A 21,213-nucleotide genomic window follows, 5' to 3' on the forward strand; every position below is an offset into this window, starting at 1 on the left:
GTCGGGTTACGAACTGTCGGCCACGCCGCTGCAATTGGCCGCTTGCTGCTGCGGGTCGCACACGCGCACCCGGCCCAGCATATTGATTTTAATATGGCGCACCTGCTTTCCCAAAGCCAGGGACAAGGTGCCCCAGCGCGCCGCCAGGCTATTGGTCGCGCTGCAACTGCGCCCCGCGCCATTGTAGGCGATATAAAACGGCGCCGTGGCCGAGGAAAACGCGAACTGGGCCGTGATGCCCGCCGGCAATGGTCCCTGGCGGAACAGCAATTCGTCGCCATCGTCGAACACCAGGTTGGTATTGCTATCAATAAACACCAGCCAGCCCGTGCGCCAGTCCGTGCCTCCGGCCCCGGCCGGCATCAGCAGCACGCGCCGGCCGCGCGCCATCGCCTGCGCCCGCGTCAATTCGATGGCCGAAAACAAGTCCGTAGCCGCCGCGCGCACCTGCTGGCGCGCCAGCACCTGCTGCAAGCCCGGTATGGCCGCGGCCGCCAGCAGCGCGGCGATCGCCAGCACGGCCAGCAATTCGGGCAAGGTGTATCCCGCCTGGGGCGGCTGCTTGCGCGTGGCCATGGCCTAGAGCATGGCCTAGAGCCAGCAATGGCTGGCGGGGCCGCTGCTGCCGCGCCGGCCGGTGCTGCTCAAGGACAAGACGCCGCAATCGGGATCACGGAACTGGCCGTCGACCCTGGGCGTGCCCGGCATGGCGCGCAACAGCACGCATTGCCCTATCGTCATGCCGGGGCAGGCGAGCGCCTCGATTTCATACGCGCTGCCGGCCGCCCCCACTTCGCCGGACCACCACGGAAATGCCTGCAGCTGCGGCGCCGGCGAGGCCGAGGAAAATACCAGATAGCGGTTGTTTTGCGAGTAATAGCGCTCCTGCTGCTGCATCAGACGCAGCAGGGCCGCCTGCCCCTGCACCCGCTTGGCGCGCACGACATGGCCGTGATAAGCGGGCACGGCCAGCGCCAGCAGCAGGCTCATGATCGCCAGCGCGGACAACAGTTCGATCAGGCTGAAGCCAGGCGGATTGGCAGCAGGAACGCCACCGTGTGCAGCGAACCAGTTCTGCCTTGCCAACGTCCCCATGCGATTTCCCCCCTTTCCAACAAGCGCCAGCCGATACGATGCGCAGGCCGGCACGCTTGTCACTTGCGACACGCCAGCCATGCCAACGCCTATTTTTTCTTGGCCGCCTCGTGCAGTTCGCGCCAGTTCGCCACTTCGCGCCAGCTGAGGCGCCGCGCGGGCAGCGGCGCGCCGACGACCTTGAGCGCCACCCCGCTGGCCGGGCCGGGCAAGCCCGGTTGCAGCACGGCCAGTTCCTTGCGCCCCTCGGCGCGCCCCGCCGCCGTCGCGGCGCCCACGATGCTGTTCAGCTCCAGCGCCAGCGGCGGCGCGCGCGCCAGGCCGTCGAACAAGCGTCCCGTCTGCGCGCCCGCCTGCACGAGGCCCGCGCCATCGGCGGCAAAGCCACTGAGCACGTCGAGCACGTACAGGCGCGTGGCCGGCCTGGCGCAGGGGTCGCGCCCGGGCAGGACGGTATTGAACAGCACCTTGCCGGCGGCCAAAACGGGACTATTGATGCTGCGCTCGCCCGTTTGCGCCGTATCGAGGAAATCGAGAAACCAGCCGCGCCTGGCACCGCTGCCCGTGTAGCGCAGTTCGGCGCCGTCGACGCGCACGCCACCCGCCGCCTCGCCCAGGCTGCGCTGTTCCAGGTCGGCCCGGCTGCGCGTGGAGGATGTTTCCAGCAAATCGTCGTGGACGGCGTAAAACGATTGCGACAGAAAGGCGGCAGGCCAGGTATCGGCCGCCTCGACCAGCTTGCCCGTGCCAAACAGCAATAAATAGCCGCCATCGGGCGCGTACGCCACTTTCAACTGCTGCGTCACGGGCTGGCGGCGCCCCTGCGCATCGCGCGCGACAAAGACGAGCTTGCGCCCCTGCCCCTCCTTCCAGGGCGGCCCGCCAGCCATGTCGAAACGCCAGATATTGCCCTGCATATCGCCCGCATAAAGATACGCGAGCGCGCCGCCGGCGCCCGGCACCACGGCGGGCGGACCCAGCGCGTGGGGCATGGCGTCCGCATCCGTGTCATGGCCGCCACCACCGCCGCTGGCCACGGGCACCTTGAGCCGGAAGTAATTATTTCCCAACGCCCAGGGCGTGCCGGGGGCCTTGTCCAGCGCCAGCAGGAAGATGGCGGCGGCCGCTGCGGGCGCCATCGTCTCCTTGCCGTCGTTCATCTGATTGTTGTAGCCGCTGGCGACGATGGCAAAATCGCGGTAGGCCGGCGCGCCCTCCTTGCCGCCCATGTCGATGCGGGCAAAGGCGGGCGGCGCGCGCACATTGCCCATGAGCTTGTCGTCGCGGTCCGTAAATTCCCACAGCGCCCCGTCCTGCGCGAAGCGCAGCGGGTCCGTGATGTCGAGCGCAAACACGCCCTGCGCACCGCCGCCCATGCCCGACACCAGCACCGTCTTCCAGCGGCCCGCCGCCAGCACTTCCGCCGTGGCCGCCGCGCCATCGAGCAGCGGGCCGGGGCTGTAGTGCGTGCTCGCAGCGGCTGGCGCCGCATGCAGCAGCGCCTGCGGCAGATAGGCAAACAATTCACCGCCCGTGCGCGCATCGAAGGCGTGCAGCAAGCCGTCGTTGGCGCCCACATACAGCATTTTCCGGCGCTGCAGCAGCGCCTTGCGGTGCGCGCCATAGCCGGCGCCCGGCATGCCCAGCCCCGGCGCACCCACGTACAGCAGGTTGCCATGCGGCGCGGCGCCCAGACTGCCGGACCTGCGCCGCAGGAAGCCGCCCGGCTGGCCCGCCTCGTGCGTACGCTGGCCCAGCAGATATGCCAGACGCGCCTCGCCTCTGCCATCGCCGCCGTCGAATGCGCCGCGCTGTTCCGCGTCCAGCCGCTTCCAGTCCAGCGGCATCAGGGCGCCCCTGGCGTCGAGCGTGTAGACGGGACGCAAGGCCGCCGGCGTTCCATCGGGTGCCAGCAGGTTCACTCCGCCGGTGCGCCACCATGGCTTGCCGGGAAGCAGCGCGCCATCGGCGCCGACGGAAAACGCGCTGCGCGACAAGGTCATGCTGCCGTCGGCCAGGCGCATCTGCGTCAGGAACCAGTATGCCTCTTCCGTGCCGCCGGCCAGCGCCATCAGGGACGGCCCCGGCAGCGTCACCGCCAGCGTGCCCTTGTCGGCGGAGACAAAGGCCGCGCGCAGTCCCGCGACGAGGGCGGCCGGGTCGCTGCCGGGCAGGTAATGAGCGGGCCAGCGGCCATCGAAGCTCCATTCATCGAAGGCGCTGCCCGTTGCGCTCTTGAAGGGGTTGGCGTCGCCGTTCGCATCGAGAAAACCGCCATATTTGGCCGCAAGAAACAAGGGCGTCGCGGCAGGCACGCCGGCCGGGTCGCCCTGGCGCAAGTCGCCCGCATAGTGCTCGATGTGGTTCATGCCGTCGCTCTTGCCGCCGGGACGCAGCGCCTGCACATGCGACCAGTAAGCCAGGCCCGCCGCATGGTAGCTGGCGCCGCCCTGCCCGTCGGCCAGCAGTTCCAGTGCCGCCAGTTCGGGCCGTGGCGCGGGATTGCCGGGCGTGCCGCCGCTTTCCAGGCCGCCCACCGCATGCGTCCAGGCCATCGCATCGAATGGCGGCGGCGCAAAACCGTCGGGCGCGCGGGCCCGGTCGCCGCTCGATGCGGGAGTCACAGGAACATTGCCGGGCACGTAGCGGTCAAGCGCCATGCCCCCATCGCCGAGGCTGACGACGATATGGCGCTGGCAACTGGCCGTCTGCGGCTCGCTCCACGGAGCGATGACCGGCAAGCCGCCATCAATGGCAGGCGGGGCCGTGGCAGGAGGCACTGCGGCGCTCGCCTGCCGTCCCTGCAGATAGCGCAGCGATTCGTACAGCAATTCGGCCAGCGGTGCGGCCCTGGCGTAGGCGCCCGGATGCCCGGCGTTGCCGCGGCCCAGGCCATTGATGTAAGCGGTCACCCCGCCGCCAGGCCCCGCGCCCTGGAACCCTGCCGGATATGCATACACGCCGGTGGCGGGATTCCACTCGGCGTCGGGATTGTCTTGCGGCAAAAAATCGGGCGCCGCCCAGCGCTGCCGGCCCACATGTGCCAGCGGCGCGCGCAGCACGCCGCCATACACGGGGCCGGCGCCGGCGGGCAGGCCATTCAACAGACCAAACACGCCCACGCGCACCCGGCCGCCATGGCGCTGCACGGCGCCCACCGGCTTGTAGTTCTTGCCATACGCGAGGCACAAGTCGTCGCGCAGCGGCCCTTCCAGCGCATCGCAAACGCGCACGCGCGCGAGGAACACGCCATGCGTGGCCGCAGCGCCGGGTGCATCGCAACTGCCGCCGGCAGGCAAACTGGCGTCGCCGAACAGCAGGCGGTTGCGGCAGGAAACGATGGCCAGTTGCGCCAGCGCAAACGGCGTGGCCGCCGCCACGCCGGCCTGCAAGACCTTGCGCGGAAAGAAGACGGAGTGGGCAAAAAAGTCGACCGGGCTGGCCGCGTCCGGCAGGTAGGCGCGCTGCAGCACCGTCTTGCGCACTTCGTCGATGACGCGGTCGCCGCCCGTCAGCGCGTAGCGGACGATGTCGAGCATGCTGGCGCTGGCCCAGTTCAGAAAGTTGCCGCTAAAACTATCGCCGCCGCAGCCGTGCAGCGCATCGGACGGCTTCAGCACGGAGAAGTAAGCGGTCGCTACGCGCAAGTCCGGCAGCATGGCGCCATCCACGCTGCGGTAGGGGTAGCTGTAGCACATGCCTGCATGGAAATAGCCGGCGTACTCGCGCTGCGGCGCATAGTCGCCGCCATGCGCGGCAGCGGCCGCCGCATGCGTGAGTGACAGGTTGAGCAGCAGGTTCGGCGGCACGCGCGCGCCGTGCAAGCCCGCGTCGGCACGCGCCAGTACCACGGCGGGGACGGCGGCGGGGCACGCCCCACAAACCAGGCTGGCCAGGCCTGCCACCAGCAGCAGCCACGCCCAGCCGCCGCGCCGCCCAGCGAATGGAAAAACCTTCATGGCCCCGCTCCCGCCGCCTGCTTGCGGTAATAAGTCTGCAGCACGACTTGCGTACTTTCCTGCGCGCCAAAACCGATGGCCGTGATGCGGTACACATAGCTTGCCGTGGTCAGGCCGCCGGCTGCCGCACCCGCCTCCGTGCCGGGCTGGTGAAACGGCAGCAATTCGATCAGGTAGCGGGGCCGGCGCGACGGCAGGAAACCCTGCCCCGTCTGCATGACGGCGCCCGTAAACCGGCCGTAAGGCACGGCGCGGCTGCCCGCTTCGGCGCCATCGAGGTCCGCGCTCAACCAGAGCGCCTGCCCGTCTGGAGGCGCGGGCAGGCACAGGCCCAGTGCGCCCGCCTCGCCGCAGCCGTCCGCGAATCCTGCCGCACTGCCCGGCGCAAAGAGGCTGCTGCGGCCCGGCGCGCCGGGCAAGCCTTCGATATCGTTCTGCGCATCCACCAATGCCTCCTCCGCCGCCTGAAATGCGATCTGCCGGTCGCGCTCGCCGCGTGCCGATTGTTCGCCCTGCAAGGCCATCTGCGCCGCCGATATACCCAGCAGCAAGATGATCACGAGCAGGCACAGCACATACACGAGGGTGGCGCCACGGCGGCGCGCACGCGGCAAGCGGCAGCGCGCCATCGTCCTGCCCCCCCCCTTACACCGGCCCGTTGCGCAGCATGATGCTCGCCTGCACCAGTTGCCGCTGCCTGGAGCGCGTTGCCGCAGGCAAGGACGCGCGCGCGATACGCACGCCCGCGTCACCGGCCCCATGCGCCTCGGCATACGCCTTGCCGAACAGGTCGAACTGCGCCGGCCCCAGTTCCGCCATCGCGTCCGCCTGGCCCGCCTCGCCATGCAGCAACAGCGCCACGCGCACGCTGGCCACGCGCTTCCAGTGCGTGCGCCGGTGCAAATCGCGCTGGCGCGCGGCCGCGTCCGCGCCTTCCAGCACCAGCGCCGCATCGCAGGCGTCGAGTGCGCTGGCGTTGACATAGCGGTTCGCCACACCGTCGGGCGGCGTATCCGTGTCGAGGCCATACAGCACCTGGAAGCCGTCGACGCCGCGGATGACGGCATCGGCGCCCCAGCCGTTCGCGCCACGGTACTTGCAGCGCAGTTCGCCTTCGCCATCGGCGCCCTGCGCCACGTAGAAAATGCTCCAGCCCCGCTGCGCCTGCGTTTGCGCGGCGCCCACGCCGAAGCCGGCGCAATTGAGCACGGAACCGTCGCCGCCCCCGTCCTTGCCTGCGCCGTAATAGCGCAGGGCCAGCACGTCGCTGCCGTGCAGGGCGCCGGGCAGCGCCTCGCTGATGCCTTCGCTGTTCTTGCCCAGGCTGCGCGCGTCGAGCCCGGCGATATTCGCGCTGTCGTGATCGGCATGGGCGACGGGCGCCGCGCTGCTGTCCCAGTTCACATAGGCCGTCTGGCGCACGGCGCGGGCGATGGCGTCGAGCGCATAGCGGCCATTGTCGTCCAGGCGCGCGCTGGCGGACTGGTCGCCATAGCTGCCGCTGGCAGCCAGCAGCACGGTACTGGCGGCCAACATCAGCAGCGCGCCCAGCGACAGGGCCACCAGCAATTCGACGAGGCTCAAGCCGCGCTGCCGGCGCCGGTGGACACGCAGGCCGTTCATGCGCCGCCTCCGCCCAGCTGGAACGCCAGCCTGGGCAGCGACTCGCTTGCCGCATCGACGGCGGGAGAACCACCGGGCAGGCGGGTGCGCCAGCCCAGCTTGATGACGACGGGCGCGCCCTTGCCGCCGCTGCACGCCCAGTGCAAGCCTTCGGCGCCGGGATCCCAGGCGGCAAGGTCGCGGCAGATGCGCAGGCGCGCGCCGGGCAAGGCCGATTGCAGCTGCTGTTGCCACTCGGCGATATCGAATTGCGCCAGCTGCGCCGCATCGCAGGCGCCGTAGCAGTCGGGCGCGCCGCCAGCCTCGGGCGCGCCGCCGTCCGCCGCCGCATAGTCCACGTTCAGGTAGGGATTGCCCCCATCGGGGCCGTTCATGAGCACGCTGTTCGCCCGCATGCGTTCGGCCATGCCGGCGGCCAGCTGCGCGCCCGCCGACAACAGCGCCGACTCGTGGCGCGCGCGCAGGGAACTGAGCTGCAGGATGCTGGCGCCCAGCAGGCCCAGCGCCAACAGCAGCAGCGACACCAGCACCTCGACGAGGCTGCTGCCATCCACGGAAACGCGCGCGACGCCTTGCATGGTTGACTCCTGCGGCAAGAATGCAACGGGGACTGGAGCCGCACGCAGGCACGGCCCAGCTACACGATAAGCGCGCGCAGGAACTCAGGCATGAGGCAGCGCAAACGTCGCGGCGATAGGCGAAAAATCAGCAAAAAGCAGGGAAACAAAATGCGCCTGAATTGATCAGGCCGCTTGCCAGGCGAACGCTGGCATGGTGAACACGGGGCGCGGGAGCGGCCCCGGTGTCGACAACGTGAACGTCAGGGCTTGCGCGCCTGTCCCACTTCGGCGATGGCATCCTGGAATTCGGCCAGGTCTTCGAAATTCTTGTAGACGGACGCGAAGCGGATGTAGGCGATCTTGTCCAGACGCTTGAGCTCCTGCATGACGAGTTCGCCGATATAGCCGGAATCGACTTCGCGCAAGCCACTGGTCAGCAGTTTTTCCTGGATGGACGCGATGGCCGTATCCACAGAGGCGGCCGCGACGGGACGCTTGCGCAAGGCCAGCATCAAACTGCCGCGCAACTTATCCGCAGCGAACTCCGTCCGGCTGCCATTCTTTTTGACGACGGCCGGCATGATAAGTTCAATGCGCTCGTAGGTGGTGAAACGCTTGTCGCATTTGCTGCAGCGGCGCCGCCGCCGAATGGCATCCCCTTCCTCCGATACGCGCGTATCGAGAACCTGGGTGTCGCCGTGCTGGCAAAATGGACATTTCATGGGCTGGCTACAACTTTATAGTAATAATTACGGGAAATCGCCGCCCTTGTACAAAGGGCGCCCGAATCACTCCGGGCGCCCTGGGGCACGAAGGAATGTGTCATACAGAATCTTACTCCGTATGACACATTCTGGACAAATAATTATGAGGCGTACACAGGGTGCGCGTCGGCCAGCACTTTCACGGCCGCTTTGACGCGCTCGATGGTGGCGGCGTCATGCGGATTGTCCAGCACGTCGGCGATCAGGTTGCCCACTTCTTCCGCTTGCGCTTCCTTGAAGCCGCGCGTCGTCATCGCCGGGCTGCCCAGGCGGATGCCCGAGGTGACGAACGGTTTTTGCGGGTCGTTCGGGATGCCGTTCTTGTTGCAGGTGATGTGCGCGGAACCGAGGATGGCTTCGGCTTCCTTGCCCGTCAGGTTCTTGGCGCGCAGGTCGACCAGCATGACGTGCGACTCGGTGCCGCCGGACACGATGCGCAGGCCGCGCTTGATCAGGGTCTTCGCCAGCACGTCGGCGTTCTTGATCACTTGCTTCTGGTATTCGACGAATTCAGGGCTCAGCGCTTCCTTGAAGGCAACGGCCTTGCCGGCGATCACGTGCATCAGCGGGCCGCCCTGGATGCCGGGGAAGATGGCCGAGTTGATGGCTTTTTCGTGTTCGGCCTTCATCAGGATGATGCCGCCGCGCGGGCCGCGCAACGATTTGTGCGTGGTCGAGGTGACGAAGTCGGCGAACGGCACCGGGTTCGGGTACAGGCCGGCGGCGATCAGGCCCGCGTAGTGGGCCATGTCGACCATGAAGTAAGCGCCAACTTCCTTGGCGATCTTGCTGAAACGTTCGAAGTCGATCTTTTTCGAGAAAGCGGACGCGCCGGCGATGATCAGTTTTGGCTTGCGCTCGCGGGCCAGGCGTTCCATTGCCTCGTAGTCGATGTCTTCTTCCGCCGTCAGGCCATACGATACGACGTCAAACCATTTGCCGGACATGTTCAGCGGCATGCCGTGGGTCAGGTGGCCGCCTTCGGCCAGCGACATGCCCATGATCAGGTCGCCCGGCTTCAGCATGGCGAAGAACACGCCCTGGTTCGCCTGCGAGCCCGAGTTCGGCTGCACGTTCGCGCATTCGGCGCCGAACAGCTGCTTGACGCGGTCGATGGCCAGTTGCTCGGCCACGTCGACGTACTCGCAGCCGCCGTAGTAGCGCTTGCCCGGGTAGCCTTCGGCATACTTGTTCGTCAGCTGCGAGCCTTGCGCTTCCATTACGGCTGGCGAGGTGTAGTTCTCCGACGCGATCAGTTCGATGTGATCGTGCTGGCGCACGTTTTCTTTTTGAATGACGGCGAACAATTCAGGATCGACGTTGGCGAGGTTGTGATCTTTTGCAAACATGTAAAAACTCCAAGTATGAGGGTTCTTGTACTGGCAGGTTGGATCGAATGAGGGGAGCCGGCGTTAACTGAATAACAACACTGGACAGGCAGCCTCTTCGTGCATTTCCATAGGGGCTGCCCAGGCGAACGGCTGATGAAATCTCACGTTTCCCGGTGGGTGTCCACCTTTCGCCGCTTGGCCGACCGCCACCTGGTGGAGATCGCCCCGACTTTTCGCCAGTCACGTGAGACGTAATGGAAATCAAATTGTAAGTTAAGTGCCCAAATTGAGCAAGGAATGCAACCGTGCGGCTATAATCGCCGCGCGCCGCCGCAGCCCGGGCGCAGCCGCAGGCGACTGCGGGGCATGGCGGCGACTCTTAAGCTGGCCTTAAACCTGGCGGCGGCATGTAAGCGTATGTTACGGGGCTTGCCATTGCAGCCCTCCGTTTTACAATGCTGCAGTGCAACTTGCATGCTGCTTTTGCATGGCATTCCAGCAAGCGCCTCAAGTCACAAGAAGAAAAATCGCGTAAAATGTTGCTCAATCTCACTACTGGCGCAATAAACATGCCTTCAGTCTTTACCTGGAACGTACGTGTCTACTATGAAGACACCGACGCCGGCGGCATCGTCTATTACGCAAATTACCTGAAATTCTTCGAACGCGCGCGTACCGAATGGCTGCGCGCCATCGACGTGGGCCAGCAGCAATTGCTTGAGCAGCATGACGCGATGTTCGTTGTCAAAAGCGTCAACGCCGACTATCATGCGCCCGCCAGGCTCGATGACACGGTAAGATTGACATTAAGCATAGAGAAAATGGGGCGCGCCTCCATTGTTTTCCTGCAACAAGCCTGGTGCGGCGACGTCCTGCTCAACACGGCACGCGTCAAGATCGGCTGCGTCGACTCAAGCATGCGCCCGCGCGCCGTGCCCGATGCCGTCGCGGCCCGCATGCGCGCCGCCTGAGCCCCACCCGCCACCCCGGATAATTCACACAACAGACTGCCAGCCAATGAACGTTACACAAGATCTTTCTTTCCTCGCGCTCATCACCAATGCCCATTTGATCGTGCAACTGATCATGGCCCTGCTGCTGCTGATTTCCCTGACCAGCTGGACCTATATTTTCCGCAAGATGTTTGCCGTGCGCCAGGCGCGCAAGCAGACCATCGAATTCGAACGCAGCTTCTGGGCCGGCGGCAACCTGCATGCGCTGCACCAGAACGCCAGCGGCAACCGCGACCAGAGCGGCGCGCTGGCCCGCATCTTTGATGCCGGCATGGGCGAATTCATCAAGGGCAAGGCTTCCTACGGTTCGCGCGAAGCGCTCGACGTCGGCGCCGTGCTCGACGGCGCCCGCCGCGCCATGCGCGCCGCCTTCCAGCGTGAAATGGACGCGCTCGAATCGCACCTGGCCTTCCTCGCTTCCGTCGGCTCCGTCTCGCCCTACATCGGCCTGCTCGGTACCGTCTGGGGCATCATGAACGCCTTCCGCGGCCTGGCCAACGTGCAGCAAGCCACCCTGGCCGCCGTCGCGCCCGGCATTGCCGAAGCGCTGATCGCCACGGCCATCGGCCTGTTCGCAGCCATTCCCGCCGTCGTCGCCTACAACCGTTTTTCGCACGACATCGACCGCCTGGCGATCCGCTTCGAGAGCTTCGTCGAGGAATTTTCCAACATCCTGCAGCGCCAGTCGCGCTAAGAGGGGGCAAGGTCCATGGGTTCCTCCTTCAATAGCGGCGGCATGCGCGGCGGCCGCGGCCGCAAGTTCAAGTCCGAGATCAACGTCGTGCCGTATATCGACGTGATGCTGGTGCTGCTGATCATTTTCATGGTGATGCCGTCGTCCAACAATCCCAGCGTGGTGAACCTGCCCAACGCGGAAAAGTCGGCGAAACCGCCCGATGACTATATCCAGATCGTGCTGAAACCAAATGGTTCGCTGTCGATCAGCGTGATCGGCAAGGAACAGCTGGCGCCGGAAACGGAACCGAACCGCGACGCCCTGCTGCGCAAGCTGCGCGGCTTGCATGAAAGCAATCCCGACTATCCCGTGATGATCGCGGGCGACAAGGAAAGCAAGTATGACGACGTGATCCAGCTCATCTCGGAAGCGAAAAAGATGGGCATTACCCGCGTCGGCCTGGCCACCAAGTAAGCGCAGCACCCTGTTTCCAGACTTGACCGTTTTTAGATAGACTAGACTTTGCAGACCAAACCAATCGACCATGTACTCGGCAAGCCCTACAGCGTGCCGCGCGAACGCAGCCGCTGGCCCTCGCTGGGCCTGGCGCTGGCGATGCACCTTGGCCTGCTGTTTTTCCTGTGGGTGGGCGTACACTGGCAAAGTACCGAGCCTGTCGCCGTCGAAGCGGAAGTGTGGGACATGAAAGTGCAGACGGCCGCGCCGCCGCCTGAAGTGGCGACGGAACCGGAGCCGACACCGCCGCCGCCGCCCGAGCCGGAAGTGGAGCGCCCTGCCCCGCCGCCGCCACCGCCGGTGGCCGCGCCCGAGCCGAAGGTCGATCTGCGCGAGGCGGAAATCGCCCTGGAACGCAAGAAGGCCAAGCTGAAGGAAGAAAAAGAGAAAGCGGCAGCGGAAGAGCGCCGCAAGCAGGAACAGAAGGAACGCGAGGAAGAAAAGCGCGAACTGGAAAAACAGAAGCAGAAAGAAAAAGACAAGGCTGAAAAGCTGGAAAAAGAAAAGGCCGACAAGCTGGAGAAAGCCAAGCTCGAAAAAGAAAAAGAGAAAGCGCAAGAAAAAGCCGAGAAAGAATTGGCTGAGAAGAAAGCTGCAGCAGAAAAAGCCGCCAAGGCCAAAAAAGCGGCGGCGGAAAAGGCGGCAGCCGACAAATTGCGTGCCGATGACATGAAGCGCATGATGGCGCAGGCAGGCAATGGCACGACGGGCACGGCCGCGAAAGCGACCGCGCCACGCAAGGACAGCGGCTATGTCGCTGCCCTGACGAGCAAGATCAAGAGCAATATCGCGTACAGCGGTAGCACGGACGTGCCGGGCAACCCGCGCGCCGTGTTCAAGATCGAGCAACTGCCAACTGGGGAAATTATTTCGGTCCGAAAGATAAAAAGTAGCGGCCTGCCGGCGTATGACAGCTCGGTGGAAAACGCCATTAACAAATCGTCGCCACTGCCGAAGAAGAAAGACGGCACCGTGGAGCGCGAGATTGAACTCATATTCGAGATGAAGGATTTGCCTAAATGATGACCATGAAAAAAATGAGCTACGTTGTGCTCTGCGCCGGCCTGATGCTGGGCGCGGCCGGCGCCCAGGCGCAATTGCGCGTGGAAATTACGGGGATCGGCAGCAACCAGATCCCGGTGGCCGTCGCCACCTTTGCCAATGAATCGGCGGCACCGCAATCGTTATCCGGCATCATCAAGGCCGACCTGGCGCGCAGCGGCGTGTTCAAGCTGATCGACGCCGATGCGCCCGTGGCGGAAACGGCGCCCGTCAGCTACGAGCAGTGGAAGTCGCGCGGCGCCGACGCGCTGGCGGCCGGCAGCGTGCAAAGCATGGCCGATGGCCGCCTGGACGTGCGCTACAAGCTGTTCGACACCATCAAGGGCGCGCAGATCTCCGGCATGAACAATGCAGCCGCGCCGCAGTTCAACCGCCTGCTGGCGCACAAGATCGCCGACGACATCTATGAGAAGTTGACCGGCGTCAAAGGCGCGTTCGCCACGCGCATCGCCTACGTCACGCAATCGGGCCGCGAATACCGGCTGGAAGTGGCCGACGCCGATGGCGAAGGCATCCAGGTCGCGCTGCGCTCGAACGAACCGATCATTTCGCCAGCCTGGTCGCCGGACGGCACCAAGGTGGCATATGTTTCCTTTGAAAAGAAAAAACCCATCGTTTACGTGCAAAACCTGGTGACGCGCCAGCGCACCATCGTGTCGAACGAAAAAGGCAGCAACTCGGCGCCCAGCTGGAGCCCGGACGGCTCGCGCCTGGCCGTGGCCCTGTCGCGCGACGGCCATACCCAGGTCTACACCGTCAATGCCGACGGCAGCGGCTTGCGCCGCGTCAGCAACAGCAGCGGCATCGATACGGAACCCCAATTCTCGGCCGATGGCCAAAGCATTTACTTCACCAGCGATCGCAGCGGCGGACCACAAATCTACCGCATGTCGGTCAGCGGCGGCGAAGCCAAGCGCGTGACGTTTGGCGGCTCCTACAACATCAGCCCGCGGATTTCGTCCGACGGGAAGACACTCGCTTATATTTCCCGTCGCGACGGCAATTTCCAGCTCTACGCGCTCGACCTGGCTAGTGGCCAGGAACTGCGCCTGTCGGACACCGCCAACGACGAATCACCGAGCTTTTCGCCCAACGGGAAATATATCATGTACGCGACCGAATCCGGACGACGCAAGTCGCTGGCAGTGGTATCGGTGGATGGACGCGTCAAACAGCGTTTGACTACGCAAGCTGGCAATATCAAGGAGCCCACCTGGGGTCCTTTCATGAAGTAATGCAGTACGTTTTACCTTAACCATGACCCGGAGAATAAAAATGAGTAACTTTAAAAGTTTGGCTTTCATCGCCGCTACCGCCGCACTGTTGTCGGCTTGCAGCACCCCTGTGAAACTGGCAGAAACCCCAGTTGTCGAGCGCGCTCCTGAGAAAGTCGCCGCACCAGTTGACACCCGTCAAGTTCAGCCAGTGACGACCGCATCGGTCGATCCACTGGACGATCCAAAAGGCGTGCTGGCCAACCGCAGCATCTACTTCGACTTCGACAAGTACGTCGTGCGTGAATCGGAAACGCCAGTCGTGCAAAACCACGCTGCTTACCTGGTAAAAACCCCATCGCGCAAGATCCTGATCCAAGGTAACACCGATGAACGCGGCGGCGCCGAGTACAACCTGGCCCTGGGCCAGAAACGTGCCGAAGCCGTGCGCAAGTCGATGGCCGCCCTGGGCGTGCCTGAAGGCCAGATGGAAGCCGTGTCGCTGGGCAAAGAAAAGCCTAAGGCACAAGGCAGCAACGAAGCAGCATGGGCAGAAAACCGCCGCGCTGACATCGTTTATTGATGTGTACAGGTGAGCGCGGCAGCATTGACGCTTACCTAACTGGCCAGTCATAGGCATAATAATGGGGCGCAGCGCGGTGATACACCGCCCGGCGCCCCGTTTGCATGCTTGCGTAACCTTTGAAAGCCCGACTCATGATGACATTCTCGAAAGCCGGCGTCGCCGCCGCCCTGATGGCCGCATTTGCCTATCTGCCCCTGCACGCCAACGCAGCCCTGTTCGACGACGACGAAGCCCGCAAGGCCATCCTGGAACTGCGCTCGAAGGTCGACGCACTGGCGCGCGACGTGAACAGCCGCATCGATACCAAGGCGGACAAGACCAGCACCTTGAGCCTGATCAACCAGCACGACCAGACCATGCAGGAGATCGCCCGCCTGCGCGGCCAGATCGAAGTGCTGGGCAACGACCTGGCCAACGCGCAAAAGCGCCAGAAGGATTTCTACGCCGACCTCGACGCGCGCCTGCGCAAGCTCGAACCGCGGCAAGTCACCATCGACGGCCAGGAAGCGGCCGTCGGCGTGTCCGAACAAAGCACGTACGAGTCCGCCTTTGGCCTGTTCAAGTCGGGCGACTACAAGGGCGCCGTGACGGCCCTGGACGCCTTCGTCAAGCGCTACCCGGAATCGGCCTACGCGGCCAACGCGCAATACTGGCTGGGCAACGCCTATTACGCCCAGCGCGACTGCAAGAGCGCCATCAGCGCCCAGCAAGCCGTCGTGAAGAACTACCCGGACAGCCCGAAGGCGCCCGACGCCATGCTCAACATCGCCAGCTGCTACACGGAGCTGAAAGACAAGGCCAACGCCACCAAGACCTACAACGCGCTGATCTCGCGCTATCCGGAGTCCAGCGCCGCCCAGACGGCCAAGGAACGGGCCGGTAAAAAGTAAGAGCGGGGAAAAAGTTGCCCGTTAGGTTTGACAGAATCCCGGGCACCCCCTATAATCTTTCTTCTTCGGGTCGTTAGCTCAGCTGGTAGAGCAGCGGACTTTTAATCCGTTGGTCGCAGGTTCGAATCCCGCACGGCCTACCACGAATACGCAGTACTGATCTGCTTGCGAGTTGTTATAGCAAGCATTTTTTTACGGCACAGTGTTACCGAAGTTGTTGTAAAAAGTTTTTGGGTCGTTAGCTCAGCTGGTAGAGCAGCGGACTTTTAATCCGTTGGTCGCAGGTTCGAATCCCGCACGGCCTACCAAATACTATGAAGAAGCCAACCGTTCGCGGTTGGCTTTTTTGTTTTCAACGGCATCGCCTGCGCGGGATGCGATCGCTGATGCAAATCAAATACCCTGCCACCTGCGAGGCGCCCCTGTTGAACTGTCGTATAATCAGAAAATCATGAACGGCCCCCTATCCTCGATCACGTCCGCATTTGAGACAGCGGAAGCCGCCGAAACCTATGACCACTGGTTTCGCGCCAAGGTATTGGCGTCGCTAAATGATGACCGCCCTGCCCGCCCACATGACACTGTCATGGCGCAACTGAAAAAAATCGTCGCAGCCCAGCCTGATGACCATGCTGCCGATTCTATGGAAGGCTGAAGCGCAGGAAGATTTGACCGCGATCCTCACGTACATCGCGCAGCGCAGCCAGCCAGCAGCGCTGCAGCTTTACAACGACATCGACCACGCCATCTCCCAACTTCCCCATCACCCTCAGTTATACCGACCTGGAAGAGTTTCAGGAACGCGCGAACTGGTTGCCCACCCAAACTATGTCGTCGTATATCGCGCTGAAGCAAGCGCAATAGAAATTCTTGCCGTCATGCATACACGGCAACTCTATCCCTGAGTCCCCTCCCCACATATCGAAAACCAGTCGTTAACGCGACGCCAGCGCCGGCCTTCCGGCCAGATGCGCCAGCACGCTCCCCATCACCCGCCCCAGCGGCACCTCCACCCAGCGGTGAAACGCGGCGCCGGCCGCCAGGCTGGCGCCCCAGGCCGTCAGCATGCCCAGCGCCTGCCACTCCGGTTCGAGCGGCACATAGGTGATAAACAAGGCATTCACCAGCAGGCTGACGGGAAAGTGTACGAGGAAGACGGCATACGAGATGCGCCCCAGGGCATTGATGATGTTCCACGCGCCGCCCTGCGCAGGCGTGCGGGCGCGGCCGAACAGGAACAGCGCGCAGGCGACGAGCAGGGCCAGCGCGATGCGGCTGCGGTAGTCGATGGCCAGGGCCAGCAGGACGGGCACGGCGGCCATGGCCATGAGCGCGGCCATGGCACCCGGTTTGCGGGCCGGGTCGCTGGCCCACCAGGCCAGCATGCCAAGGCCATAGCTGCCGAAGAAATACGGCGCCCAGTTATCCCAGTCCGCGTCGAGATTGAAGTACAGCATGGAAAAGGCGATGCCCACGGTGACGGCCAGCGGCATCAGCCAGTGTCCGCGCCGCCGGCCCGCCAGGCGGCCGCCCAGCCACAGCAGCGATACCGTCAGCAGGTACAGCTGGAAATCGATGGCCACGTACCAGGCGCCGGCCGACAGCGATTCATAGCCCAGCACGCCATGCAGCAGCAAGGCATGGGCGCTCAGCTGGCCCAGGGTGACGGCGGCCGACATGGAATCGTGCTGCATCCAGATGCCGGCCACGGGCGTCAGCACGGCCGCGAGCAGGGTCGCCGCCAGGAAAGGCGGCGCCAGTTTGGCATAGCGGCGCCAGATCGCCTGCAGCGGGGCGGCAATGCCGGGCTGGCCGGCGGGCGAGAGGGATTTGGCGACGAGAAAGCCGCCGATGACGAGAAACACTTGCACGGCGATGCGCGCGTTGCCGCCCAGCCAGTCCAGCAACGCGGGCCACAGCGGCTGAACGTAATCGGACATGGGGCCGTAAAACGCCAGGTGATGCAACACGATCAACTGCGCCGCACCCGCCTTCAAACCATTGATCCAGCCAAACTGCACGCGGGCCGCCTGGCCCGCCTCGATTCCTGCCACTACCTTCATGCACAACCCTTGCCACATTACCACTTTTCAACAACTCAATCCCAGGCAAGCGCATTGCTGATGATTTTGCCGACCGGCCGACATGATAGCCGAGCCTGGCAAATGGCGGGGCACGGCAGGCGGCTAAGCTGCCGGCTTTTCCGCCTCCGGCTGCCCGGGCGCCAATGGCTGCTGCGCCAGGATGGCGTCGAGCAAGCCGGGAAAACGGCTCTCGATATCGGTGCGGCGCAGGGTGTTCATGTGCGTCGTGCCCGCATTTTCCGTATGGACGAGGCCCGCTTCGCGCAAGACCTTGAAATGGTGGGAGACGGTCGATTTCGGCCGCCCGCCGTCGAGGTCGCCACAGGCGGCCGCGTCGACTCTGGCCAGGTGGCGCACGATGTCGAGGCGGATCGAATCGCTCAGGGCGTACAGTACGCGTTCGAGCACGAATTCGCTGGCGGGGGGATGTTTGTGTGGACGCATGAGCAGAATCATACAGCATGCGCTATACTAATTCCATTCTTCGAATATTTACGAACTACCGAATCAGCATTCCTCAACTTTTCTACCAACAAATATAAAGGCCACCATGTCCGCCCTCTTCCAGCCCTACACCCTCAAAAATGTCACCCTGCGCAACCGCATCGCCGTGCCGCCCATGTGCCAGTACATGGCCGTCGATGGCGTGGCCAACGACTGGCATCTGTCCCATTACGCAGGCATGGCCCGTGGCGGCGCCGGGCTGGTGATCGTCGAAGCGACGGCCGTGGCACCGGAAGGGCGCATCACGCCCGGCTGCACGGGCATCTGGAACGATGATCTGGCGCAAGCCTTCGTGCCGGTGGTAAAGGCCATCAAGGCGGCCGGCTCCGTGCCCGGCATCCAGATCGCCCACGCGGGCCGCAAGGCCAGCGCCAACCGTCCATGGGAGGGCGACGACCATATCGCTGAAGGCGACGCGCGCGGCTGGCAAACCATCGCCCCGTCCGCCATCGCCTTCGGCGGCGGCCTGGGCAAGGTACCGCGCGCCATGGACCTCGACGATATTGCCCGCGTGAAACAGAACTTCGTCGATGCGGCCATCCGCGCCCGCGAAGTGGGCTTCGAATGGCTGGAATTGCACTTCGCCCACGGCTACCTGGCGCAAAGCTTCTTTTCCGCCCACGCGAACCAGCGCGACGATATCTATGGCGGCAGCGTGGAAAACCGCAGCCGCTTCCTGCTGGAAACATTGAAAGCCGTGCGTGAAGTGTGGCCCGAGCACCTGCCGCTGACGATCCGCTTCGGCGTGCTGGAATTTGACGGCCGCGACGAGCAAACCCTGCTCGAATCCATCGGCCTCGTGCGCCAGTTCAAGGATGCGGGCATGGACATGATCAGCGTCAGCATGGGCTTTACCATTCCCGACGTGTCGATTCCGTGGGGCCCGGCCTTCATGGGACCGATTGCCGAAAGAGTCCGCCGCGAAGCGGGCGTACCCGTCTCGTCCGCCTGGGGCTTCGGCACGCCGGCCATCGCCGAGCGCGTTGTCAAGGAAGAACAGCTGGACGTGGTGATGGTCGGCAAGGCGCACCTGGCCAATCCCCACTGGGCATATTTTGCCGCCAAGGAACTCGGCGTAGAGCGCGCCTCGTGGACCCTGCCGGCGCCGTACGCGCACTGGCTGGAACGCTACTGATCGTCCTTCACCGTTGCCGGATGCCCTTCCAGGGGCAGTTCCGGCAGGAACAGCAGGAAGACCAGTCCCACCAGCAGCAGCACGGCGCCGGCGCCAAACACGCTGGCGATCGCATGGCGGTACACTTCCACCGTCTGCGCCGCGGCATGCGCACCGAGCGCCGACACGGCTTCCACGCCATGTTTGTGCAGCTGGTGCGCGAGGATGGCGCCGGACGCCGTCACGCCCAGCAAGCCGCCCAGCGAACGGAAAAAGGCCAGCATGGCCGTGCCCACGCCCCGGCGCGCCAGGGGCAAGGCATTTTGCACGGCGATCGTCATGTTCGGCATCACCAATCCCAATCCCGCGCCGAGGAAGAAGATGGCCGGCTCGATGATCCAGTAGCCGCGCGACGTTTCCATGGCCCAGGCCAGCACGGCAAACGCCAGCAGCGCCACGGCCAGCCCCGCCACCTGCACCATCTTGTACTTGCCCGAGCGCGACAGCACGCGGCCGTTGAACATCGACGACGCCACCAGCCCCACCATCATGGCCACCGTCATCACGCCCGATTGCGCCGGAGTGGTGCCCATCACCAGCTGGAAGAACAGGGGGAAGAAGACGCTGGCGCCCATCAGGCCCATGAACGTCACGGCCATCACCAGGCTGGCGATATTGAAGGTGCGGTTTTCGAACAAATCGGGCGGCAGCACGGGTTCGTCCACCCTGCCCACGTGAAACGCCAGCCAGATACCGAGCAGCAGGGCAACGCCGCCGCACACCTTGATGGCGAGAGAGTCCCACGGCCACTCGGTGCCGCCCAGCGCCAGCACCAGCAGCGCCGCCGTGACGGCGCCCGTCAGCAGCGCAGACCCCAGGTAATCGATCTTGTGCGCATGCGTGCGCGCCGGCTTGCGCATGGCGCGCGCGATGATATAAAAGGCCACAATGCCCACGGGCAGGTTGACATAGAAAATCCAGTGCCACGACAAGGCGTCCGTAATGACGCCGCCCAGCACGGGGCCCAGCACGCTGGTGACGGCAAACACGATGGGCACCATGCCCTGCCGCTTGCCCCGCTCGGCCGGCGGCACGATGTCGCCGATGATGATCTGCGCCAGCGGCATGAAGCCGCCCGCCCCCAGGCCCTGGATGGCGCGGAAGATGATCAGTTCCGTCATGTTCTGCGCCAGCCCGCACAGCACGGAACCGAGCAAAAAGGTCAGCAGGGCCGTGAAGATCATGGGGCGGCGGCCATACTGGTCGGCCAGCTTGCCGTACAGGGGCATGGTGGCCGTCGACGCCAGCACGTAGGCCGTGACCACCCACGACAGATGCGCCATGCCGCCCAGGTCGCCGACGATGCGCGGCAAGGCCGTGGCGACGATGCTCTGGTCCAGCGCACCGAGGCCCAACACGGCCATCAGGCCCAGGTAGATGGCGCGCACTTCGCGCCTGGTGACGGGTTTGAAGGCGTCCTTGTCTGCGCCTGCGGCGTGATCGTGGCCGCTCATGCCTGGGCGATCTCAAGCAGCGGCTGCATGGCCGCTTCCAGCGCATCGACCTGCTGCGGCGTCAGGCGGGCGATGCGCCGCGCCAGCGCATCGCGGCGCCGCGCGCGCAGGGTTTCGAGCATGGCCAGGCCGTGCGCGGAGACGTGCAGGCCCGAACGCCGGCGGTCCTGCGGATCCGGCGCGCTGCGCTCGACGAGGCCCGCCTCTTCCAGCGACTTGACCTGGGCGCTGACGGTCGGTCCGCGCACATTCTGCAGCCGCGCCAGCGCAGCCACGCCGATGCCGGGCTGCTCGTGGATCAGGGCCAGCAGCATGTACTGCATCATCGATACGCCGCCCTCCAGCTCGCCCCCTTCGCGCTGCATGGAACGCAGCAGGCGCTTGAACGCCAGGCGCAAGTCATCGGACAGCGCCAGCGCGCGTTCAGGGATGCGAAGATCTTCGGTAGTGGGCATGGGATGAGTTAAATAGGTAGGCTACCTACCCATATTAGACCGTGCATGAGGGCCACGCAAGGCTTTTTTCCATCCTTGCCCCGTCCAGCCCTTCCCAAAACCGCCGTTGGCCGTCATAATAGCCGCCCTTGGGTCGTTAGCTCAGCTGGTAGAGCAGCGGACTTTTAATCCGTTGGTCGCAGGTTCGAATCCCGCACGGCCTACCAAGAATTTGCAGTCCGCTTACTTGCCTTCGTGGCAAGCACGTACCGCA

General features: G+C 64.6%; 22 protein-coding genes, 3 tRNA genes and 1 riboswitch. Of the genes, 13 read left to right on the plus strand and 12 right to left on the minus strand.

The genetic code is table 11. From position 1 onward, the window contains the following. Positions 1 to 6: 6 nt before the first annotated feature. From BXA07_RS21085 to glyA, 8 genes are all read right to left on the minus strand, one after another. Positions 7 to 576 (minus strand): GspH/FimT family pseudopilin, encoded by a 570-nt coding sequence (locus tag BXA07_RS21085; protein ID WP_076570575.1) that lies wholly within the window; start codon positions 574 to 576, stop codon positions 7 to 9. A gap of 15 nt (positions 577 to 591) precedes the next feature. Further along, positions 592 to 1,095, minus strand: a complete 504-nt coding sequence (locus BXA07_RS21090; RefSeq protein ID WP_083708440.1) for a type IV pilin protein — start codon at positions 1,093 to 1,095, stop codon at positions 592 to 594. 89 nt (positions 1,096 to 1,184) lie between these two features. Then, complete coding sequence (locus BXA07_RS21095; protein ID WP_076570577.1) at positions 1,185 to 5,054, minus strand: pilus assembly protein; 3,870 nt, start codon at positions 5,052 to 5,054, stop codon at positions 1,185 to 1,187. Then, entirely contained in the window at positions 5,051 to 5,683 is a 633-nt protein-coding gene (locus BXA07_RS21100; protein WP_076570579.1) for a pilus assembly PilX family protein, read from the minus strand. The genes BXA07_RS21095 and BXA07_RS21100 overlap by 4 nt, the downstream gene beginning before the upstream one ends. A 16-nt stretch (positions 5,684 to 5,699) precedes the next feature. Beyond that, positions 5,700 to 6,677 carry a PilW family protein gene (locus BXA07_RS21105; RefSeq protein WP_076570580.1) on the minus strand — a complete coding sequence of 326 codons (978 nt, stop codon included), beginning with the start codon at positions 6,675 to 6,677 and terminating at the stop codon, positions 5,700 to 5,702. Further along, on the minus strand, positions 6,674 to 7,255 hold the full coding sequence (pilV, locus tag BXA07_RS21110; protein WP_076570581.1) for a type IV pilus modification protein PilV: 582 nt from the start codon (positions 7,253 to 7,255) through the stop codon (positions 6,674 to 6,676). The genes BXA07_RS21105 and pilV overlap by 4 nt, the downstream gene beginning before the upstream one ends. A 242-nt stretch (positions 7,256 to 7,497) precedes the next feature. Continuing rightward, on the minus strand, positions 7,498 to 7,959 hold the full coding sequence (nrdR, locus tag BXA07_RS21115) for a transcriptional regulator NrdR (RefSeq protein ID WP_071324704.1): 462 nt from the start codon (positions 7,957 to 7,959) through the stop codon (positions 7,498 to 7,500). A 143-nt stretch (positions 7,960 to 8,102) separates the two neighbouring features. Beyond that, complete coding sequence (gene glyA, locus BXA07_RS21120; RefSeq protein WP_076570583.1) at positions 8,103 to 9,350, minus strand: serine hydroxymethyltransferase; 1,248 nt, start codon at positions 9,348 to 9,350, stop codon at positions 8,103 to 8,105. 111 nt (positions 9,351 to 9,461) lie between these two features. Continuing rightward, positions 9,462 to 9,586, minus strand: a riboswitch (ZMP/ZTP riboswitch). Positions 9,587 to 9,901: 315 nt separating this feature from the next. Here glyA and ybgC point away from each other — a divergent pair. The 11 genes from ybgC to BXA07_RS21170 all read left to right on the plus strand — a co-directional run bounded on the left by ybgC (position 9,902) and on the right by BXA07_RS21170 (position 16,194). Next, on the plus strand, positions 9,902 to 10,303 hold the full coding sequence (gene ybgC, locus BXA07_RS21125) for a tol-pal system-associated acyl-CoA thioesterase (RefSeq protein WP_076570674.1): 402 nt from the start codon (positions 9,902 to 9,904) through the stop codon (positions 10,301 to 10,303). A 46-nt stretch (positions 10,304 to 10,349) separates the two neighbouring features. Then, positions 10,350 to 11,039 (plus strand): protein TolQ, encoded by a 690-nt coding sequence (tolQ, locus tag BXA07_RS21130; RefSeq protein ID WP_076570585.1) that lies wholly within the window; start codon positions 10,350 to 10,352, stop codon positions 11,037 to 11,039. A 15-nt stretch (positions 11,040 to 11,054) separates the two neighbouring features. Next, positions 11,055 to 11,495 carry an ExbD/TolR family protein gene (locus BXA07_RS21135; protein WP_083708441.1) on the plus strand — a complete coding sequence of 147 codons (441 nt, stop codon included), beginning with the start codon at positions 11,055 to 11,057 and terminating at the stop codon, positions 11,493 to 11,495. A gap of 48 nt (positions 11,496 to 11,543) precedes the next feature. Next, positions 11,544 to 12,560, plus strand: a complete 1,017-nt coding sequence (tolA, locus tag BXA07_RS21140) for a cell envelope integrity protein TolA (RefSeq protein WP_083708442.1) — start codon at positions 11,544 to 11,546, stop codon at positions 12,558 to 12,560. Further along, the gene (tolB, locus tag BXA07_RS21145; protein ID WP_076570587.1) at positions 12,557 to 13,834 is read left to right on the plus strand and encodes a Tol-Pal system beta propeller repeat protein TolB; all 1,278 of its coding nucleotides are present in this window, start codon (positions 12,557 to 12,559) and stop codon (positions 13,832 to 13,834) included. The genes tolA and tolB overlap by 4 nt, the downstream gene beginning before the upstream one ends. Before the next feature lie 40 nt (positions 13,835 to 13,874). Continuing rightward, positions 13,875 to 14,396: a peptidoglycan-associated lipoprotein Pal gene (gene pal / locus BXA07_RS21150; RefSeq protein WP_076570588.1), complete on the plus strand. Its 522-nt coding sequence runs from the start codon at positions 13,875 to 13,877 to the stop codon at positions 14,394 to 14,396. Positions 14,397 to 14,530: 134 nt separating this feature from the next. Beyond that, on the plus strand, positions 14,531 to 15,289 hold the full coding sequence (ybgF, locus tag BXA07_RS21155) for a tol-pal system protein YbgF (protein ID WP_076570590.1): 759 nt from the start codon (positions 14,531 to 14,533) through the stop codon (positions 15,287 to 15,289). 67 nt (positions 15,290 to 15,356) lie between these two features. Continuing rightward, positions 15,357 to 15,432, plus strand: a tRNA-Lys gene (locus tag BXA07_RS21160). Positions 15,433 to 15,521: 89 nt separating this feature from the next. After that, positions 15,522 to 15,597, plus strand: a tRNA-Lys gene (locus tag BXA07_RS21165). Positions 15,598 to 15,740: 143 nt separating this feature from the next. Then, positions 15,741 to 15,944 (plus strand): type II toxin-antitoxin system RelB family antitoxin, encoded by a 204-nt coding sequence (locus tag BXA07_RS30335; RefSeq protein WP_139335687.1) that lies wholly within the window; start codon positions 15,741 to 15,743, stop codon positions 15,942 to 15,944. After that, complete coding sequence (locus BXA07_RS21170; RefSeq protein ID WP_076570592.1) at positions 15,913 to 16,194, plus strand: type II toxin-antitoxin system RelE/ParE family toxin; 282 nt, start codon at positions 15,913 to 15,915, stop codon at positions 16,192 to 16,194. Before BXA07_RS30335 ends, BXA07_RS21170 begins: the two co-directional genes overlap by 32 nt. A gap of 30 nt (positions 16,195 to 16,224) precedes the next feature. Here BXA07_RS21170 and BXA07_RS21175 read toward each other — a convergent pair whose 3' ends face one another. Continuing rightward, positions 16,225 to 17,352 (minus strand): acyltransferase family protein, encoded by a 1,128-nt coding sequence (locus tag BXA07_RS21175; RefSeq protein WP_076570595.1) that lies wholly within the window; start codon positions 17,350 to 17,352, stop codon positions 16,225 to 16,227. Positions 17,353 to 17,475: 123 nt separating this feature from the next. Continuing rightward, entirely contained in the window at positions 17,476 to 17,817 is a 342-nt protein-coding gene (locus BXA07_RS21180) for an ArsR/SmtB family transcription factor (RefSeq protein ID WP_076570681.1), read from the minus strand. Positions 17,818 to 17,923: 106 nt separating this feature from the next. Here BXA07_RS21180 and BXA07_RS21185 point away from each other — a divergent pair, with 106 nt between their 5' ends. Next, complete coding sequence (locus BXA07_RS21185) at positions 17,924 to 19,012, plus strand: NADH:flavin oxidoreductase/NADH oxidase (RefSeq protein ID WP_076570597.1); 1,089 nt, start codon at positions 17,924 to 17,926, stop codon at positions 19,010 to 19,012. Here the strand turns inward: BXA07_RS21185 and BXA07_RS21190 are convergent. Both BXA07_RS21190 and BXA07_RS21195 read right to left on the minus strand, forming a co-directional pair. Beyond that, positions 19,006 to 20,505: an MDR family MFS transporter gene (locus BXA07_RS21190; RefSeq protein ID WP_244556349.1), complete on the minus strand. Its 1,500-nt coding sequence runs from the start codon at positions 20,503 to 20,505 to the stop codon at positions 19,006 to 19,008. The two genes, BXA07_RS21185 and BXA07_RS21190, sit on opposite strands and share 7 nt — an antisense overlap. Further along, positions 20,502 to 20,960 carry a MarR family winged helix-turn-helix transcriptional regulator gene (locus BXA07_RS21195; RefSeq protein ID WP_076570599.1) on the minus strand — a complete coding sequence of 153 codons (459 nt, stop codon included), beginning with the start codon at positions 20,958 to 20,960 and terminating at the stop codon, positions 20,502 to 20,504. The genes BXA07_RS21190 and BXA07_RS21195 overlap by 4 nt, the downstream gene beginning before the upstream one ends. A 130-nt stretch (positions 20,961 to 21,090) precedes the next feature. Between BXA07_RS21195 and BXA07_RS21200 the strand changes: the two genes are divergently transcribed. Further along, a tRNA-Lys gene (locus BXA07_RS21200) sits at positions 21,091 to 21,166 on the plus strand. Positions 21,167 to 21,213 lie beyond the last annotated feature (47 nt).

This window comes from Janthinobacterium sp. TND4EL3 (assembly GCF_900156175.1).
Classification (GTDB): Bacteria; Pseudomonadota; Gammaproteobacteria; order Burkholderiales; family Burkholderiaceae_D; genus Janthinobacterium.

What these genes read in the sequence shown, in the direction of transcription:
- BXA07_RS21085 (WP_076570575.1), bottom strand. Translation starts at nt 576, where the DNA reads ATGGCCACGCGCAAGCAGCCGCCCCAGGCGGGATACACCTTGCCCGAA.
- BXA07_RS21090 (WP_083708440.1), bottom strand. Translation starts at nt 1,095, where the DNA reads ATGGGGACGTTGGCAAGGCAGAACTGGTTCGCTGCACACGGTGGCGTT.
- BXA07_RS21095 (WP_076570577.1), bottom strand. Translation starts at nt 5,054, where the DNA reads ATGAAGGTTTTTCCATTCGCTGGGCGGCGCGGCGGCTGGGCGTGGCTG.
- BXA07_RS21100 (WP_076570579.1), bottom strand. Translation starts at nt 5,683, where the DNA reads ATGGCGCGCTGCCGCTTGCCGCGTGCGCGCCGCCGTGGCGCCACCCTC.
- BXA07_RS21105 (WP_076570580.1), bottom strand. Translation starts at nt 6,677, where the DNA reads ATGAACGGCCTGCGTGTCCACCGGCGCCGGCAGCGCGGCTTGAGCCTC.
- pilV (WP_076570581.1), bottom strand. Translation starts at nt 7,255, where the DNA reads ATGCAAGGCGTCGCGCGCGTTTCCGTGGATGGCAGCAGCCTCGTCGAG.
- nrdR (WP_071324704.1), bottom strand. Translation starts at nt 7,959, where the DNA reads ATGAAATGTCCATTTTGCCAGCACGGCGACACCCAGGTTCTCGATACG.
- glyA (WP_076570583.1), bottom strand. Translation starts at nt 9,350, where the DNA reads ATGTTTGCAAAAGATCACAACCTCGCCAACGTCGATCCTGAATTGTTC.
- ybgC (WP_076570674.1), top strand. Translation starts at nt 9,902, where the DNA reads ATGCCTTCAGTCTTTACCTGGAACGTACGTGTCTACTATGAAGACACC.
- tolQ (WP_076570585.1), top strand. Translation starts at nt 10,350, where the DNA reads ATGAACGTTACACAAGATCTTTCTTTCCTCGCGCTCATCACCAATGCC.
- BXA07_RS21135 (WP_083708441.1), top strand. Translation starts at nt 11,055, where the DNA reads ATGGGTTCCTCCTTCAATAGCGGCGGCATGCGCGGCGGCCGCGGCCGC.
- tolB (WP_076570587.1), top strand. Translation starts at nt 12,557, where the DNA reads ATGATGACCATGAAAAAAATGAGCTACGTTGTGCTCTGCGCCGGCCTG.
- pal (WP_076570588.1), top strand. Translation starts at nt 13,875, where the DNA reads ATGAGTAACTTTAAAAGTTTGGCTTTCATCGCCGCTACCGCCGCACTG.
- ybgF (WP_076570590.1), top strand. Translation starts at nt 14,531, where the DNA reads ATGATGACATTCTCGAAAGCCGGCGTCGCCGCCGCCCTGATGGCCGCA.
- BXA07_RS30335 (WP_139335687.1), top strand. Translation starts at nt 15,741, where the DNA reads ATGAACGGCCCCCTATCCTCGATCACGTCCGCATTTGAGACAGCGGAA.
- BXA07_RS21170 (WP_076570592.1), top strand. Translation starts at nt 15,913, where the DNA reads ATGACCATGCTGCCGATTCTATGGAAGGCTGAAGCGCAGGAAGATTTG.
- BXA07_RS21175 (WP_076570595.1), bottom strand. Translation starts at nt 17,352, where the DNA reads ATGAAGGTAGTGGCAGGAATCGAGGCGGGCCAGGCGGCCCGCGTGCAG.
- BXA07_RS21180 (WP_076570681.1), bottom strand. Translation starts at nt 17,817, where the DNA reads ATGCGTCCACACAAACATCCCCCCGCCAGCGAATTCGTGCTCGAACGC.
- BXA07_RS21185 (WP_076570597.1), top strand. Translation starts at nt 17,924, where the DNA reads ATGTCCGCCCTCTTCCAGCCCTACACCCTCAAAAATGTCACCCTGCGC.
- BXA07_RS21190 (WP_244556349.1), bottom strand. Translation starts at nt 20,505, where the DNA reads ATGAGCGGCCACGATCACGCCGCAGGCGCAGACAAGGACGCCTTCAAA.
- BXA07_RS21195 (WP_076570599.1), bottom strand. Translation starts at nt 20,960, where the DNA reads ATGCCCACTACCGAAGATCTTCGCATCCCTGAACGCGCGCTGGCGCTG.